Below are 17,530 nucleotides of genomic sequence, written 5' to 3'. Positions count from 1 at the left end.
AACAGTTATAAATTTAAACTTCGGGCGTGAAGTAAAAAAACAGTAATTAAGAAAGGCTATACGAGATTACACCACCTCGCAAAGCCACAAAACGTTAACAAAACTTATTCTTTTTTAAAAGAAAAGTAAACTAACCTTCACCCTCCACCGTTTCCTTCAAACTTTCATAAATCGTTTCAATTTGCGGGTAAATAAAAGCGGCAACTTCTTTAATTGGGTTGTAAAAAACAGAGTTATCTAAAGTCTCTTGTTCAACTATGGTGTTGTTTACATTGATTTTCTCAAAAAATAAAATCACAATACTTAATACCAAAATCGTTTTCAACACACTAAAAAAAGCGCCTGCCAATTTATTCATCCAACCCAATTGCGCAAAATCAGCCATTTTAGTCAATAGTTTTGCCGAAAGATGAATACCAATGACAACTAATAGAAACGTCAATCCAAACGCTACGATTTGAATGTATTTGGGTTCCCAACTCACTTTAGTTTCCAAAAATCCTTGAACCAAAAAGGAAAACTTCAATGCCAAAAATATCCCAACAATAAGCGCAACCAACGAAGCAACCTCAACGAAAAGTCCGTTTTTCAACCCTTTATACAACGCTAAGCACAACAAAACCGCAAAAACAAGATCCATCAAATAATTTTTTTAAAAATTGACCAAAGAACAAAGATAAAAGAATTGTCGAAAGTAGCATTCTGTAGTATCTTTGCAAAAAATTTGTTGGAGAACAAGAAGCATTCTAACTTCTAATTTCTGACTTCTAACTTCTTATTATGTCAAGAGACGAACAATTAAAACTACGTTGGGAAAACGTAATCACTATATTATCTGAGAAATTTGCCGGTGGCGAAGACTTAGATTTGGATGGCATTATTTACTTAATTGGCATTCAAGAATTAGGAAAAATTCACGAATCGTTCAAAAAAGACGAGAAAGTCAATTTGATGCATATTGCTATTTGTCGCTTATTAGAACCTTATGGTTACTACGAATTTGAATATTTCGATAACGACGGTTGGCCGCATTACAAAGCAAAAGAAGAATTGCCACCACTAAAAGCCGGCGAACAAACTATTCTAATGAAAGAAGCCATTGTGAATTACTTCTTAGAAAAAGAATTAATAGATTAATTTATAGTACAGATAAGTCACCGACTTGTCTCTCCAAAAAAAATCCATAAATTTGCATCCTTACAAAATCGAGCGATGATAGAAAAGATAAAAGAATACATTGTTGAAGCAGAATCTTTTACAACCGATAATAAAGAAACCTTAGAAAACTTCCGAATTCAATATTTGGGAAGCAAAGGTTTATTAAAAGAACTTTTTGCCGAATTTAAAAATGTTCCCAACGAACAAAAGAAAGAATTCGGACAAGTAATCAACCAATTAAAAACGGTTGCTGAAGAAAAAGTAAAAAGCATTCAAGACGCTTTAGAAAGCAAAGAAAGTGCTGTTGGCATCTACGGCGATTTGTCGCGTCCAGGCGAACCGATGAACATGGGTTCACGTCATCCCATTTCGATTGTAAAAAATCAAATGATAGATATTTTTTCAACCATTGGTTTCAACGTGTCCGAAGGTCCAGAAATCGAAGACGATTGGCACAATTTCACCGCATTAAACTTACCAGAATACCATCCAGCACGAGATATGCAGGATACGTTTTTCATTCAAACCAATCCTGATGTTTTGTTGCGTACGCATACGTCATCGGTTCAAGTGCGTTACATGGAAAACAACAAACCGCCAATTCGTACGATTTCTCCAGGAAGAGTTTTTCGTAATGAAGCGGTTTCGGCGCGTTCGCATTGTATTTTCCATCAAGTAGAAGGATTGTATATTGACAAAGACGTTTCGTTTGCCGATTTAAAACAAACTTTATTGTATTTCACCAAAGAAATGTTCGGAAAATCGAAAATCCGTTTACGTCCGTCGTATTTTCCATTTACAGAACCAAGTGCTGAAATTGATATTTATTGGGGCTTAAAAACCGAAACCGATTACCGAATTACCAAAGGAACCGGTTGGTTAGAAATCGGAGGTTGCGGAATGGTTGACCCTAACGTATTGAAAAACTGCGGCATCAATCCAGACGAGCACACAGGTTTCGCTTTCGGAATGGGAGTTGAACGTATTGCCATGTTGTTGTACCAAATTGGCGATATCCGTATGTTCTATGAAAACGATGTGCGTTTCTTAGAGCAATTCAAATCGAGTATATAATCAATTCCGACGCAAAAAGGAATTGTTATAAAGAAAATAAAAACTTTGAGCCTTTGTGGCTTCGCGGCAAAATGAAAAAAGACATTATCATCCCAAAAGTAGAAGGCGTTCACATTGTAGCTTTTCAAGAATGGAACGACGATTTCATGGAGAATTCTTGGTATGCTTACTTGATAAACGATACCGATGATTTGCTGGAAATGGCTATGGTAGTTTCACGCGCTTACGGTTTAATCAATGGCGAAGAACGCAAAACAGGAACTTTCCGTCATGCGTTTGCCAAAGTAGAACCAAGAACTGCCGTTAAAGTAGAATTGTTAGAAAACAACGTCTTACAATTGAATAACGAATTTATGTTGTCGTATTTTTCAAACGGACAATTATACGATAAAACCTTTGTTTTCAGAACCAATTCCATCAACGAAAAAGCTACAGCCGATTTACCAATAATCAATAAAAAAGGCGTTTTCGCGAATTAGATTTTAAAAAACTTACCGCAGATTCGCAGATTTAATTATTAATCTATGAATCTGTGGTTTTTTCTTTCACCACATAGAAACATAGATTAACTTTATAAATGTTGAGTTGTTTCACTTTACATAGTCAACATAGAAAAACTTATATGAACTTTTAAAGACAAAGAGCTTCTTATACTTTCTTATATGACTTATATGTTTAAATTTCTACACAATCTATGCAACCTCAAAAAAGTGAAACGCCTACAAAAGAAAAATTCTATGTTTCTATGTGGTAAATTTCTAAAAACTAAAACCGTTTTCTTCCCTAAAAATCATATTTCTGTCTCGTTTTAATAAGTAAGATTGTTTACTTCATATTTTTTTCTCAATTTTATGCTTTCAAAAAGTTTAAAATGAAGAAAATCCTTTTCTTTTTACTCTTGATTTCCCAATTTGGATTTAGTCAATCTGAAGAGCGTTCTGTTAACATAGAAGTTTACATTATGAACGAACCTTTAGCTGGAGCATCAGTTTACATTAAAGGTAATAATTCAACATTTATTACTGATTTTAATGGAAAAGCAATTTTGAATTTTGATAAAATTTATTCAGATTCCATTTTTGAATTGAGATTTATGGGTTCGCCAGTAAAGTTTAAATTGTATAAAAATTGCAATCTGATTAAAATTAAAATTAACTCGAAAAAAATAGAATACTTTTTTGATGATAAATTATTGAAAAAGAAAAAATTAAAAACATAACACAACTTCAACACAACAACATGAAACCATTTCTTATTGCTTTAGCCTTTTTAACTACTACTATTTCCCAAGCGCAAGATTACGCCAAACATGTCAACCCATTTATTGGAACTGGCGGTCACGGACACACTTTTCCTGGAGCAACCGTGCCTTATGGAATGGTGCAACTTTCTCCTGACACCAGAATCGATGGCAGTTGGGATGGCTGTGGCGGGTATCATTATTCGGATAATTTGATTTATGGATTTTCGCACACGCATTTGAACGGAACCGGTGTTTCGGATTATGGTGATGTTATGTTGATGCCAACCATGGGCGAACCTTCGTTTGACAATAAAGTGTATTCTTCTACTTTTTCTCATGCCAATGAAAAAGCTTCCGCTGGATTTTATTCTGTGAAATTAGATAAACACAATATCGATGTGCGTTTAACGACTTCAACTCGTGTTGGTTTTCATGAATATACGTTTAATAAAGCGGGCCAAGCTAATATTATTTTGGATTTGAATCACCGCGATAAATTATTGGAAGGAAGAATTCGAGTGATTGATGACAAAACCATTGAAGTTTTAAGAAGAAGCGAAGCTTGGGCAACCAATCAATATGTTTTTGCTCGAATTGAGTTTAGTGTTCCAATGAAAATTAACAAAGAAAAAACCAATTATAAAAGCGAAGGAAAAGTTTACGAAGGTGTTGAATTGGCTTTAAGTTTTTCGAAGCAAGTCAAAAAAGGAGAAAAAATCCTAGTGAAAGTCGCGCTTTCTCCAACAGGTTATGAAGGCGCAAAACTTAACAGCTCCGAAATCAAACATTGGAATTTCGAGAAAGTACATCAGGATGCTATTGCACTTTGGAATAAAGAATTATCAAAAATTGAAGTCACTTCCAATGATAAAGACAAATTAGCGATTTTTTACACGGCTTTATATCACACGATGATGCAACCGAACATAGCGCAAGATTTGGATGGAAAATATCGTGGTAGAGACAACAAAATTCATGTTGCCGAAGGATTTGATTATTATACGGTTTTCTCGCTTTGGGATACATTTAGAGCAGCGCATCCATTATACACTTTGATTGATAAAAAACGAACAGCAGATTACATCAATACCTTCATCAAACAATACGAACAAGGCGGCAGATTACCGGTTTGGGAATTGGCTTCCAATGAAACCGATTGTATGATTGGTTACCATTCCGTTTCTGTAATTGCGGATGCTATGGTGAAAGGCATTAAAGGTTTTGATTACGAAAAAGCCTATAAAGCTTCTAAACATTCCGCAATGTTAGACCATTTGGGATTAGATGCTTACAAAAAACAAGGTTTTATTTCTATTGACGACGAACATGAAAGTGTTTCTAAAACGTTGGAATATGCTTATGATGATTGGTGTATTGCCCAAATGGCGCAATTGTTAGGAAAGCAAGAAGATTATCAATATTTCATGGAACGTTCGCAATACTGGAAAAACTTGTTCAATTGGGATAACAAATTCATCCAACCAAAGAAAAATGGCGGTTGGGACAAACCTTTCGATCCAAAAGAAGTAAACAATAATTACACCGAAGCCAATGCATGGCAATACACGTTTTTTGTACCGCAAGATATTCAAGGTATGATTGAAGCTTACGGCGGAAATGAAAAATTTGAAGCCAAATTAGACGAAATGTTCAATAGCGTAAGCGAAACTTCAGGTCGTCATCAAGTGGATATTACGGGATTAATTGGCCAATACGCTCACGGAAACGAACCGAGTCATCATGTAGCTTATTTGTATAATTACATTGGCAAACCAGAAAAAACTAAAGAAAAAGTACATTATATTTTAGATAATTTTTATACCAATACGCCAGATGGTTTAATTGGAAATGAAGACTGCGGTCAAATGAGTGCTTGGTATGTGTTGAGTGCGATGGGGATTTATCAGGTTACACCGGGAATTGATAAATTTGATTTAACAAAAGGGATTTTTGATAAAGTTGTGATAGATTATGGAACTAATAAAAAAGTACTTGGTTATAATGAATCAGGGGATTTTAAAATTACTTCAATTCCAAAAAAATCTTTTCCAACGATAATTCCCGTTCCAGTAATTCAAGCGGAAAGTAAAGCATTTAAAGATAAATTGAAGATTGAATTGAAATCTCAAAATCCAAAGGATGAAATTTTTTATATCTTTAAAAAAGCGCATTTGGATAAACCAATTTGGATTAAATACGAAGGTCCAATCGAAATTTTAGAAACTTCAACTATTGAAGCTTATGTAAAAACAAACGAAGGGCAAAGCAAAACCGTTTCCGCTCAATTTTTCAAAAAACCTAACAATTATACTATCAACATCAAATCGGTTTATAATCCACAATATCATGCTGGTGGCCCAGATGGTTTATTAGACGGCATTTACGGCAGCGAAAACTGGAGAAAAGGCGATTGGCAAGGCTACCAAACCCAAGATTTTGAAGCGGTTGTAGATTTGCAAACCAAGAAAAATATTCAAGAAATTAGCGCCAACTTCCTGCAAGACACGAGAGCTTGGATTGTGATGCCAACAGAAGTGAGTTTTTATGTTTCTGAAGATAATATTTCGTTCCAAAAAGTAGCTACTATTGCCAATACGATTCCAGCGAATGATTATGAAGTGCAAACCCAAAAATTAACCGAAAAGCTGAATACTTCTGGAAGATACGTAAAAGTTATTGCGAAAAACTTCGGTAAATTACCAGATTGGCATCAAGGATTTCCATTTGATGGGGAAGCGTTTATTTTTATTGATGAAATTGAAGTGAAGTAATCAAAAAAACGAATTCCAATAATTTAGTCGATTATTGGAATTTGTTTTTTATTTAAACCCTAATATTATTCTTTCCAACCCCAAGGCGCTTCTGGAGTAGCAATGGGTTTTAGCAAATCAAAAGTTACAGTAAAAACGCGATCAGAACCAATGCGTCTCAAATTGTACGAAAAGCTTTTTTCATCTAAAGTTATCCACCAAACATTGGTTGAAGCATAACCAATTAAATCCGCAGTAAATTGGTCAGCAGGAAAAAATTGAATGTTTGGCAAACCTGAATTAGGCGATTTTCCGCCGTATTGTGTGATTTTATCTTCCGAACCATCTTCATGGCGGTGGTCGTGTTTTAATTGGATTTGGTCATTATCAAAAGTCAAAACCCAAGTTCTAGATTTATCATCGCCCACAAAAAAAGGAATGCGAATTCGATTTTCTTCGCAACTTCTTACGTGCATCACTAATTTTTTTCCTACGAAAGGATCATTGGGGGTTGCTCCAGCGGTTATTGTTCCTTCAAACGTTTTTCCGCAGTGTTGTTTTAATGTATTCCAAAATTGTTTTGCACCTGATTCCTTTTGAGCAAACCCCAATTGGAACATGAAAAACAAAAATATACTGTAAATAAATCGCATCTTTTTTTGTTAAAAATAAGCAATTAATCCTTAACTGGAAATAAAATCGAACTTAAAACCGAAAGCACTAAAACGCCACCCACAACCGAAAGCGAAACTGGCGACGAAATATGATAAAACGGCGCAATCAACATTTTAACACCAATAAAGGCTAATATTAGCGCTAATCCGTAATGCAAACGACTGAACATGTACATGAAGTTAGCTAACAAGAAATACAACGAACGTAAGCCAAGAATCGCAAAAATATTGGAAGTATATAAAATAAACGGATCATCTGGTGCAATGGCAAAAATAGCCGGAATACTATCCACTGCGAAAAGTAAGTCTGTGAATTCAATGATAGCAACCACAACAAACAAGGGTGTTGCCATTTTTACACCGTTTTTAATGGTAAAGAACTTATCACCGTCATAATTATCGCTTACTTTAAAAAATTTATGTACAATTTTAGCACCTGGACTTTTTGAGAAATCTTTGTTTCCATCATCTTCGCCTCCACTAAACCAAGATTTAAAACCAGCAACGATTAAAATAATTCCAAAAATAGTTAGTAGATAATTGACTTTGACCGTTTGTCCGAAAAGTTCCATTTCAGGTAAATAGGTATAATTTAGTAACCAAACTCCAGAGAAAATAAAAATAGCTCTAAAAGCTAACGCACCTAAAACTCCCCAAAACAATACTTTATGATGCAGTTCTTTCGCTACATTGAAATAACCAAAAACCAAAATAAACACAAATAAATTATCAACCGAAAGTGCTTTTTCAATCCAATAAGCGCCTTGAAATTGAGTGAACTTTTCAACGCCCATATAATGGTAAATAATAGCACTAAATCCCATGGCAAGTGAAATCCAAATAAAAGACCAAATCGCCGCTTCCCTATTGGAAACCACATGACCTTTTTTATTTAGAACGCCTAAATCTAAAATCAACATCGCAATAATTGCAATTGTAAAAACAGTAATAATTCCAGGATGGTTGATTAAACTATCCACATTGGTTTGAAGAAAATACATGGGTCAAAAATTTGTCAAATGTAAATAAAGAAAATTGCACCAAGGAAACTATTGTTAAACAATTAAAAATCAACACTTTACAATAAAACGCAAAAAACAAAAAAACAAGTTAACTATCTGATATTCAAATAAATAAACTTGTTTTTATTACTAACGTTGAATTAAAAAAAATTTAATCTAATTTTTCAGTTAATTTTTTAAATACTTTTTTAGGTTCTTTTCCTTCATATAAAATGCTGTAAACGGCATCTATAATTGGTGTTTTGGCTCCATACTTTTGGTTCAGCATGTAAGCACTTTTCGTAGCATAATAACCTTCTGCTACCATACTCATTTCCATTTGAGCCGATTTTACCGTATACCCTTTACCAATCATATTTCCAAACATACGATTTCTTGAAAAAACTGAATAACCCGTAACCAATAAATCGCCCAAATACGCCGAATTATTGATATTACGTTTCATTTTATGCACTTTTTGAATGAATTTTTTCATTTCTCGAATACCATTACTCATCAAAACCGATTGGAAATTGTCGCCGTAGCCTAAACCATGAGCAATTCCGGCTGCGATGGCGTATATGTTTTTCAACATTGCGGCATATTCTGTTCCAATGATGTCATCGGATGTTTTGGCATTGATATAGTCACTACTCAGGTTTTTGGCCATGGTTTTTGCCTTTTTAACATCGCCACAAGCAATTGTTAGATAGGACAAACGTTCTAATGCTACTTCCTCCGCATGACACGGACCCGTAATTACACCAATATTTTCGTATGGAATTTTATAATGAATATGAAAATGTTCCCCAACAATTAAGCTTGTTTCTGGAACAATTCCTTTAATAGCAGAAAAAATGATTTTATTTTCTAAACTTTCAGTAAGTTTTTCCAATTCGCCTCCTAAAAAAGCAGACGGAATCGCAAAAATAACATAATCCGCAAAGGCAACGGCTTCATTGATATTGCTTGTTAAACGTAATTGATTCGTATCAAATTCAACCGAACTCAAATAGTTAGGGTTGTGTTTTTGTGTTTGTAAATGTTCAATAGCAGCCGTGCTTCGCATGTACCAAGCAATTTCTGTTTGGTTTTCACACAACATCTTAGCTATAGCGGTTGCCCAACTTCCTCCTCCAATAACAGCAAATTTGGGTTGATTTTCCATGTTTTTTTCTAATTTAGAGAACCTCAAAGATATATAAATATTTTAAGTATTAAAAAATTCGGGAAGTGCAATAAAATTAATACTTAAGCAATTGTCAATTAAATTTTAACATTTTATTATATATCAAACATACAATTTTAAAAGTAAAACTGTCGTTATCAATTCAGATTCATGTTTAGTTTAACTAAATCTACCATAAAATAGTTTGGGTTTATCTATTTTTAATTTGGGTTGGTAAAAAAGCGTTCAAGTTTCCTTGAACGCTTTTTGGTTTTAAAATACCTTTTCAGGCTTTATCGAAATCCAAGTCTCTTGATAAAGAAACATTTCGACTACGCTCAATGTGACAATAAAATAAACTAGTAACTCATTTCTACAATAGCTCTAACTTTTTCAATCGTAACGTTTTGCTTTTCGCCCAAACCTTTCCAACCTCTTTCTTCAAAACGATTTACGATGAAATCAGCAGTGTTTTCATAGTTTGCTGCGTTTTCTGAAATTTTGGTTTTCATTCCCATTTTGTGGAAGAATTCAACTGTTTTTTCAATCGCTTTTTCAGCAATTTCTTCGGTTGAATCGCCTTGAATGTTCCAAACACGTTGACCGTATTGCGCTAATTTGTCTTTTTTAGTATCGAACATCACTTTGTACAAATTCGGAGCAATTATAGCCAGTGTTCTAGCATGATCAATTTCGTACAAAGCCGTTAATTCGTGACCAATCATGTGTGTTGCCCAATCCGAAGGAACGCCTTTTTGAATTAGCCCATTCAAAGCCATGGTAGCACTCCAAACAAAGTTGGAAGCCAATTTATAATCACTCGGATTCTCGACTACATCAGGACCAATTTCAATTAGCGTTTGTAAAATACTTTCCGAAATTCGGTCTTGTAATAAAGCGTCATGAGTATAAGTCAAGTATTGCTCCATAACGTGTGTGAACGCATCTACAACACCGTTTTGCAATTGTCTTTTTGGTAACGAAATAATTACTGTTGGATCTACAATGGAAAAAACTGGAAACAAAGCACTTCCACCTAAAGTTAATTTTTCTTGTGTAGCTTCAATGGTAACCACAGCGCCCGAATTCATCTCCGAACCCGTTGCTGGTAACGTTAAAACTGTTCCAAAAGGAATCACTTTAGAAACATCTTTAAACAAGATTCGTTTCTTCAAAATATCGGCTTCATCTCCTTCGAAATTTACAGCTGCCGAAATAAATTTCACACCATCAATAACACTTCCGCCACCAACAGCTAAGATGAAACCAATTTTTTCAGCACGAATAATTTCAACGGCTTTCATTAAAGTTTCAAAACGTGGATTCGGTTCAATGCCGCCAAATTCTACGATATCGTGATTCGGTAAAGCGGCTTTCACTTGGTCGTAAACACCATTTTTGAAGATACTTCCACCGCCATAAGCAAGCAGAATCTTAGTATTTGTTGGAACTAAATCAGTTAATTTAGCGATTTGTCCTTTTCCAAAGACATAGTTTACAGGATTGTATAATTCAAAATTGTTCATAGTATTGTCTTGCTGAATTTAGTTCAGCATATTGACAAAGTTACGGAATGTAAGGTGGAATTTTTGGTAAAGGAATGTTAAGAGTCTGTTTTATTAGACTCAAATTTATTTTTGAAGTAATTTAAATTTTTAATAATATCGTCCTTGTCATTTTGAAAGCTAAACAAATTAAAAACCTTTTTACCTTTAGAGTTTGAAAAAATTATCAATTCATAATAAGTAATATATCTACTCGGTTTTACTAATACTCCAAAATCATAAATATCGTTCCATAAAAATGTTATGTTTTCAATTTCAATACCTAGTAAATTTATTTTTATGATTTTATTCTTTCTATTCGATGTGAAAAAATATCCAAGTATCATCACAATTACTATAATACTTATAATGAAATAAATAACTATTGGTTCTTTAAATCTTAATGTAACAAAAACAGCAGCGATTCCTGCTAATAAAAAATTACCAAGAGTTGATTTTTTATTAGCAAAAATAATTTCTTCTTTATTAATTGTTGAAATACCAAATTCTGTAGAACGCAAAAAGTAATCTTTGTTGAAAAGTTTATCTTTTAATGAATTTCCCTTTTTGGGTAAATTTTCGATTTGTTTTTCAAAATTTGTATTCATATTGAATAATATCTAAATAATTTTATTTATTTCTTATAAAACAAATTATGCTCCACGTATTCCCAAACTTTATTGGGTAACATTGGCACTACATTTTTACCCTTTTTAATGCTTTCCCTAATGAATGTTGATGACAATTCAATTACAGGAGCGCCAATTCGGTGGATTTTTGGATGATTGACAAATTGCTCGTCTAAGACTCCAGAGTTTAATCTTGGATAGACATAAATATCATGGTTTTGCAAAATGACTTCGTAGTTTTTCCACTTGTGAAGCGAATTCAAATTGTCTTCGCCCATGATTAATGAAAACTCGTGTTTCGGGAATTTTTCTTGTAAATGCGCTAAGGTGTTTACGGTATAATTCGGCTGCGGTAACTTGAATTCGATATCCGAAGGTTGGATTTTTGGGAAATCTTCTGCCGCCAAATGCACCATGTGCAATCGATGGTAATCATCTAACAACGAACTTTTCTTTTTATGCGGATTGTGCGGCGTAACAACCATCCAAATTTGATCCAAATCAGCATGCTCCGCCATGTGATTGGCAATAATCAAATGCCCAATATGAATGGGGTTAAACGTTCCGAAATACAGACCTATTTTCATTTTGTTACACAGAATTTCACGAAGTTTTACACAGAGTTTCACGAAGTTTTTTATGCTACTTGGTGCAAAACTTAGTGAGACTTTGTGCTATACTTTTATTTATTTATAAATTCTTTCACCAACTGATACGCTTCCTCTTTTGCCGTGTCCAAATCGTAATTTTTGATTACAATGTCAAACTGTGGTGCGGTGGCTAATTCTACGTGGGCTTTTGCAATTCGCATGTTGATTTTGTCATCGCTTTCTGTGGAACGTTGTTTTAAACGGCGTTTTAGTTCATCCACACTTGGTGGTTTTACGAAAACGGCTAAGGTTTCTTCTGGAAATTTATGCTTTATGCGAAGTCCGCCAGCTACATCAATATCAAAAATTACGTGTTTTCCTAGAGCCCAGATGCGTTCTACTTCGGCTTTTAAAGTGCCATAGAAATTATCGGTATAAACTTCTTCCCATTCCACGAAATCTTCCGCTTTAATATGCTTTTTGAATTCCTCCCAAGAGATGAAATAATAATCTTTCCCATCTACTTCTTCGCCACGAGGTGCACGTGTGGTACACGAAATCGAAAATTCTAAATTCAAATCGGGTTGGGCTAATAAATGTCGTACTATAGTGGTTTTTCCTGAACCAGATGGCGCAGAGAATACTAATAATTTTCCTTTAGTCATGGTGTTGTTTGTTTAATAATAAATTTCCAAGTTAAACCTTTCAATTACATCTAGGTGTTCATTAAAAATAACCATTATTATAGTTGAAACTATAATGCTTATCAATAATGAATGGGAAAGAACTTTTAAATTTTCCTGATTTATAATTTTTAGAATACTACCCAAATTTAGAATACTACCCAAACCAAAAGGAATAACAATAGTAATAAACGGAATCAGAAAAAATGGTCCAAAAGCATAAACTTCCTTAGAGTTTGCATAGACTAAATAGGTAATCAATAAAAATAAAATTGATATTAAAAAACTGTAAACTATTGTTTTATTAAAATTGATTTCTTTCCTAAAAAGAAAAATTTGCAAAAAAGTTACAACTAATACGGCTAAAATCACTATATAATAAAACAACAAAATAATCCCCATTTTAATCTGATTACAAAACGTTTAATACTTGCTCCTTAATCTTCTCCAATTCATCTTTCATCATCACTACCAATTTTTGCATTTCGGTATGATTGGATTTAGAACCCATGGTATTGATTTCTCTTCCCATTTCTTGGGTGATGAAACCTAATTTTCTTCCGTTAGCTTCTGTCCCGTTCAGTGTTTCTAAAAAATAGTTCAAATGGTTGCCCAAACGCACTTTTTCTTCGGTAATATCATATTTTTCTAAATAAAAAATCAATTCTTGTTCGAAACGATTTTCATCAACATTGACTTTTAGTTCGTCTAAAGCAGTTCGTAAACGCGTTTTTACGGTTTCCACGCGTTCGGCATCGTAAGAAACGGCTTCGTTCATTAAATTATTGATGTTTCCGATACGCAATTGGAATTCTTTTTCCAAAGAAGCACCTTCATCTTTTCTAAAATTCGCGATGTTTTCCAAGGCTTCATCAATCACGGTTTGGATTTGTTTCCATTCGTTTTCATCGATTTCGTCGCGCTCGGTTTTTAATGCGTCGGGCATGCGAACGGCCATTTTCATTAATTCCGTTTCATCTGCAGTTGGAATAACGGCTTTCATTTGGTTAATGTAGCCTTTTACAATTGGCACATTGATTTTGGAAGTTGTTTCCTCGCCAGTAACTTCTACATAAAGCGAAAAATCTACTTTTCCACGTTCTAAACGCTGCGAAATTTGATTGCGTAAACCCAACTCCATTTCACGAAAGACCGATGGCATACGTGTATTTAAGTCTAAACCTTTACTGTTTAGCGATTTGATTTCTACGGTAATTTTTTTGGTTGGTAATTGCAAAGAAGCTTTCCCAAAACCCGTCATGGATTGTATCATAATTTTATAAAAATGTCTTCAAAGATATGAAAAAGTTTTCAGTCACGGTCGCAGTTTTCAGTCCTATACTGTGACCGTCAACTGAGACTGCCTACTTTTTCTGGGTTACCAAATAAACGCCGACAAATATCAACACCGCCGAAAGTAATTTCACCAAACTCAAATCGTCTTTTCCTAAACTTACGGCAAAAATGGTAGCAAAAACGGGTTGTAAGTAAATAAAAACCGCTACGGTTGTTGGCTTTAGTTCACGCATGGAAACTAAATTCAGCAAATACGTTAAGAAAGTCGAAAACACGACTACAAAACCGATTTTCCAGATAATATCTATTGGTAAAACAGTAAAATTTACGGCTTGAAATTCGTTCCAACCAAAAGGTAATACCATCAAGAATCCGAAAGTATAAATCCATTTAACGAAAGTGAAAGCGTTGTATTTATCCATCAATTTCTTTACAATAATCAGATAAAATCCGTACGAAACGGCGTTTACAAAAACTAAAATATTTCCTAAAGTAGCATTGGTGGCATTGACCATTGATTTTCCGTAAAGGATTAACGTTACAGTTCCAGCTAAGCCTAAAATGATTCCCAATATTTTTCGGTTTTCCATCCGTTCTTTCATGATGACTGCGGATAAAACGAGAACAATCATTGGCGTTGTTACCATCAAAACGGCTCCCATAATGGGCGAAGTATAACTCAATCCTTTAAAAAAAGTCAACATATTTAAAGCTACTCCAAAAAAAGCAGCAGCAATAATTCGAGGGAAATCGGCTAAATCAATTTTTTCTTTTGGGCCAAAAAATGAAACCAACCAAAACAATACCACCGAACCTCCAACGCGCATCACAATAAATCCGAAAGCATCAACAAATTCGGGCATCACATCTTTGGCAACTGTAAAAGTTACGCCATAAATGATGGAAACCAAAGTAGCAGCAAATAAAGCCCAACTTCTCTTTGACATTAGCTTAAAACAGTAATTACTTCTTGAATGTTTTTTTGGTTATTTCCAATGTAAATTTTACCATCTATGATAAAAACAGGACGACTCAAAAACGTATAATGTTCTAAAAGGTATTTTTTAAAATCGGCTTCGGTTAAATTTTTGTCTTTTAAGCCTAACGATTTGTACAATTGTGCTTTTTTACTAAAAAGTGCTTCGTAACTCCCCGCTAATTGGTACATTTCTTCTAATTCGCTTTCCGAAATTGGGTTTTGACGAATATCAATAAACGTTAATTTATTGGAATTTGGAAGTGATTTGATGATTTTTCGGCAGGTATCACAAGATGCCAAATAGTATATTTTATTCATTGCATTTATTTTATATTTTCTGTGACAAAAATACAGCCTTTTGAATTCTAAAAATCAGTAATTTTATAAAAAAATTAAGTAATGGAAGCAACTTTCAGAATTTGGGAAACCAGCCGCGGATTATATCAAACTTTTTTAGACAATTACTCATTAGAACAATTGAATACAATTCCAGAAGGAATGAGTAATAATTTAATTTGGAACATTGGTCACATTATTGTTTCGCAGCAAAAATTGGTTTATGCTTTATCGGGCTTGCCGATGCATATTTCAGATTCCCTTTTTGAAAAATACCAAAATGGTTCACGACCAAATGGAAAAACTTCACAAATTGAAGTAGATGAAATCAAGAAATTACTATCAGAAATGGTTAAAAAAACTAAGGTCGATTTTGAATCTGGAGTTTTCAAAGAATTTCATCCGTATCAAACCAAAACTGGTTTTTATTTAGGCACATTGAAAGAAGCAATGGAATTTAACAATTATCATGAAGGAATTCATTTGGGAATCATGATGACGATTAAGAAATACCTTTAAATTAAAAAGCCGAACATCTATAAATACGATGATTCGGCTTTTAAAAAACAAAAAACATTTTTTAGGAAGCTATTGATTCTTCTTTTTCTTCTTTTTCAATTTTTATGTATCCTTTTACATTTTCTATGGTAAAATTGGCCGCTCTTTTGTATTTGAGGTATTTTTTGATTCGAATTTTAGACAAGTCATAAAAAATGATTACCACCAAAATACCACTCACCACGTAGAACATTTTGAAACCCAAAAACATATAAGTAAAACCGGCAATTACAGCTCCAGCTACATACGAAATTGCAATTGACAACAATAATTTTGCCTTGTCAACTAATGCTGGATTGTTTCGGTATTCGGCTTTTGTGAACATGGAAAACAATATTCCTAAATCGGTTGTAGTTCCGGTTAAGTGTGTTGTTTTAACTGTAAAATTTGAAATACTTGCGGTTAATCCGTTTTGTAAACCCATGGCAAATAACATTAGTGCTAAAAGCAATTCGGTTTCTACTAATGTTTCCTTGTAGAAATATTGACCGTAAATTCCAACGGTTAACAAACAAAGTATTTCCAAAATTAATGGCAAAGCATGAGCAAAATACGTGTTTTTCTTGTTGAAATGAATGACCATTAAATTAGAAGTAAAACTTCCAAAGAAAAACAAGAAAATCCATGAAAAAACTACGGCAATTTGGTAGAAATTTCCTTTTACAATTTCTGCAGCCAAAATAGCATAATGCCCCGTAACGTTAGATGAAAAAGAAAAGAACAACAATAGCGACCCAATATTCACCATTCCTGCGGTAAATGCAGTTAGTGTTCCGAGCTTAATATTGTCGGAAAGTGATCGACTATTACTATATTTTCTTAGCATATTAATTTATTTTTTCAAATGTTAGGCGAGCAATTCCTCGCGTGTGTGTATCCGTGTCGAAATTTAAAATCAGTTTATCGTCTGATAGTTCTGTTAAGTTGTAGTGCTCTACACTATTGTCGTCATATTTTATTTCTAAAATATTTCCTCTTCCTTTCATGCACCAGTTTACTTCTTTGGTATAATCTTCACCTTTAAGCAATAAAATTCCATTGGGTAAAAACTGCCATTTTTCAGCTTTATGAATAACTAAATCTTGACCAATAGTCTCTTTTACATAATTGGAAATTCCTTCATATTCATTGTGTACGGAATCTTTTTTATCCACTTTTTCGTATTCCCAAGCTAATTCATTCCATTCTCCTTCAATAATGAGTTCCGGATTTTTTGCCACACTTAGAAGCGTTAAGAATACCAGTAAACCAATACCAAAAAAAGCCAAATATTTGAACCAAACTTTCATGTTTCGTTTTTTATCCAACCTGTGCGTGGTTGAAAAACACTTCGGCAAGTTTTCCTTTTTCAGGAAGTGTGGCAACTTCACCAGCGTTGATTACAAATACGTCTACATTACTTTTTTCAATGAAGGTTTCTAAATTGAAGCTTTTAGAATTGGTTAAACGCAATTTCTGATTGGTCATTACAATTTGTTCTACTCTATTACCTTCTAAATAATTGTTAAAAGCCGCTTGATTGTATCCTGTAAACAAATCAATTCGCATGGAATTAATCTGAGAATCAAACTTGTTTTTAATTACTTCAAAAGCTTCTTCAAATTCTGGATTAGTCAAACTAGCAATTTGTTTGGCTTTGGAATAAAACAATAAATCTCTAATAGAATCGCTTAAGCTCACACCGTGTAAAAGAACAATGTCAAATTGTAAATTAGTTGTGTTATTAGCCAAAACTGTCTTTAAAACGTTTAGCGATTGTACGGTAAAATCTGTTGGAATTAAAATGGTTTTTTTCATAGCATTAATCATTTTTAGATTACACTACAAAATTAGAGTCAGGAAATTAG

Annotated in this window: 20 protein-coding genes; 6 read left to right on the top strand and 14 right to left on the bottom strand. The window is 33.7% G+C overall.

All coding sequences use genetic code 11. The features are described from left to right. Nucleotides 1–130: 130 nt before the first annotated feature. Nucleotides 131–640: a CvpA family protein gene (locus DPN68_RS04385; RefSeq protein ID WP_113988436.1), complete on the bottom strand. Its 510-nt coding sequence runs from the start codon at nt 638–640 to the stop codon at nt 131–133. 140 nt (nt 641–780) lie between these two features. Here DPN68_RS04385 and DPN68_RS04380 point away from each other — a divergent pair, with 140 nt between their 5' ends. The 5 genes from DPN68_RS04380 to DPN68_RS04360 all read left to right on the top strand — a co-directional run bounded on the left by DPN68_RS04380 (nt 781) and on the right by DPN68_RS04360 (nt 6,246). Beyond that, nucleotides 781–1,137: a hypothetical protein gene (locus DPN68_RS04380; RefSeq protein ID WP_113988435.1), complete on the top strand. Its 357-nt coding sequence runs from the start codon at nt 781–783 to the stop codon at nt 1,135–1,137. Nucleotides 1,138–1,212: 75 nt separating this feature from the next. Then, a complete protein-coding gene (gene pheS / locus DPN68_RS04375; RefSeq protein ID WP_113988434.1) occupies nt 1,213–2,232 on the top strand; it encodes a phenylalanine--tRNA ligase subunit alpha in 1,020 nt (339 codons plus the stop codon). Nucleotides 2,233–2,303: 71 nt separating this feature from the next. Continuing rightward, a complete protein-coding gene (locus tag DPN68_RS04370; protein ID WP_113988433.1) occupies nt 2,304–2,711 on the top strand; it encodes a hypothetical protein in 408 nt (135 codons plus the stop codon). Nucleotides 2,712–3,103: 392 nt separating this feature from the next. Continuing rightward, complete coding sequence (locus DPN68_RS04365) at nt 3,104–3,451, top strand: hypothetical protein (protein WP_113988432.1); 348 nt, start codon at nt 3,104–3,106, stop codon at nt 3,449–3,451. A gap of 20 nt (nt 3,452–3,471) precedes the next feature. Beyond that, nucleotides 3,472–6,246, top strand: coding sequence for a GH92 family glycosyl hydrolase (locus DPN68_RS04360; protein WP_113988431.1), 2,775 nt, complete (start codon nt 3,472–3,474; stop codon nt 6,244–6,246). Nucleotides 6,247–6,311: 65 nt separating this feature from the next. Here the strand turns inward: DPN68_RS04360 and DPN68_RS04355 are convergent, their stop codons facing one another. From DPN68_RS04355 to DPN68_RS04305, 10 genes are all read right to left on the bottom strand, one after another. Continuing rightward, the gene (locus DPN68_RS04355; RefSeq protein ID WP_113988430.1) at nt 6,312–6,878 is read right to left on the bottom strand and encodes a hypothetical protein; all 567 of its coding nucleotides are present in this window, start codon (nt 6,876–6,878) and stop codon (nt 6,312–6,314) included. A gap of 23 nt (nt 6,879–6,901) precedes the next feature. Next, nucleotides 6,902–7,879 (bottom strand): TerC/Alx family metal homeostasis membrane protein, encoded by a 978-nt coding sequence (locus DPN68_RS04350; RefSeq protein WP_113988521.1) that lies wholly within the window; start codon nt 7,877–7,879, stop codon nt 6,902–6,904. 193 nt (nt 7,880–8,072) lie between these two features. Then, entirely contained in the window at nt 8,073–9,068 is a 996-nt protein-coding gene (locus tag DPN68_RS04345) for an NAD(P)H-dependent glycerol-3-phosphate dehydrogenase (protein WP_113988429.1), read from the bottom strand. A 359-nt stretch (nt 9,069–9,427) separates the two neighbouring features. Then, nucleotides 9,428–10,594, bottom strand: coding sequence for an iron-containing alcohol dehydrogenase (locus DPN68_RS04340; protein WP_113988428.1), 1,167 nt, complete (start codon nt 10,592–10,594; stop codon nt 9,428–9,430). Between the two features lie 77 nt (nt 10,595–10,671). Beyond that, complete coding sequence (locus tag DPN68_RS04335; protein ID WP_113988427.1) at nt 10,672–11,220, bottom strand: hypothetical protein; 549 nt, start codon at nt 11,218–11,220, stop codon at nt 10,672–10,674. 26 nt (nt 11,221–11,246) lie between these two features. Beyond that, nucleotides 11,247–11,828, bottom strand: a complete 582-nt coding sequence (gene nadD / locus DPN68_RS04330; protein ID WP_113988426.1) for a nicotinate (nicotinamide) nucleotide adenylyltransferase — start codon at nt 11,826–11,828, stop codon at nt 11,247–11,249. A 95-nt stretch (nt 11,829–11,923) separates the two neighbouring features. Continuing rightward, a complete protein-coding gene (gene gmk / locus DPN68_RS04325) occupies nt 11,924–12,496 on the bottom strand; it encodes a guanylate kinase (protein ID WP_113988425.1) in 573 nt (190 codons plus the stop codon). A gap of 430 nt (nt 12,497–12,926) precedes the next feature. Then, nucleotides 12,927–13,787, bottom strand: coding sequence for a YicC/YloC family endoribonuclease (locus DPN68_RS04315; protein WP_113988423.1), 861 nt, complete (start codon nt 13,785–13,787; stop codon nt 12,927–12,929). A 91-nt stretch (nt 13,788–13,878) separates the two neighbouring features. Beyond that, on the bottom strand, nt 13,879–14,757 hold the full coding sequence (locus DPN68_RS04310; protein WP_113988422.1) for a DMT family transporter: 879 nt from the start codon (nt 14,755–14,757) through the stop codon (nt 13,879–13,881). After that, on the bottom strand, nt 14,757–15,107 hold the full coding sequence (locus DPN68_RS04305) for an arsenate reductase family protein (RefSeq protein ID WP_113988421.1): 351 nt from the start codon (nt 15,105–15,107) through the stop codon (nt 14,757–14,759). Before DPN68_RS04305 ends, DPN68_RS04310 begins: the two co-directional genes overlap by 1 nt. Nucleotides 15,108–15,188: 81 nt before the next feature. Here DPN68_RS04305 and DPN68_RS04300 point away from each other — a divergent pair, with 81 nt between their 5' ends. Then, on the top strand, nt 15,189–15,644 hold the full coding sequence (locus DPN68_RS04300) for a DinB family protein (RefSeq protein ID WP_113988420.1): 456 nt from the start codon (nt 15,189–15,191) through the stop codon (nt 15,642–15,644). Between the two features lie 61 nt (nt 15,645–15,705). Here the strand turns inward: DPN68_RS04300 and DPN68_RS04295 are convergent, their stop codons facing one another. From DPN68_RS04295 to DPN68_RS04285, 3 genes are read right to left on the bottom strand one after another with little or no spacing between them, the layout of a single operon-like run. Continuing rightward, entirely contained in the window at nt 15,706–16,509 is an 804-nt protein-coding gene (locus tag DPN68_RS04295) for a YoaK family protein (RefSeq protein ID WP_113988419.1), read from the bottom strand. 1 nt (nt 16,510) lies between these two features. Beyond that, complete coding sequence (locus tag DPN68_RS04290; protein WP_133256565.1) at nt 16,511–16,972, bottom strand: hypothetical protein; 462 nt, start codon at nt 16,970–16,972, stop codon at nt 16,511–16,513. Nucleotides 16,973–16,982: 10 nt separating this feature from the next. After that, on the bottom strand, nt 16,983–17,480 hold the full coding sequence (locus DPN68_RS04285; RefSeq protein WP_133256564.1) for a hypothetical protein: 498 nt from the start codon (nt 17,478–17,480) through the stop codon (nt 16,983–16,985). Between the last annotated feature and the right edge of the window lie 50 nt (nt 17,481–17,530).

The organism is Flavobacterium tibetense, assembly GCF_003293845.1.
In the GTDB taxonomy this organism is placed as follows: domain Bacteria; phylum Bacteroidota; class Bacteroidia; order Flavobacteriales; family Flavobacteriaceae; genus Flavobacterium; species Flavobacterium tibetense.
Note: the sequence above shows the minus strand (reverse complement) of the source record. Positions and strands in the feature narration are given on the sequence as shown.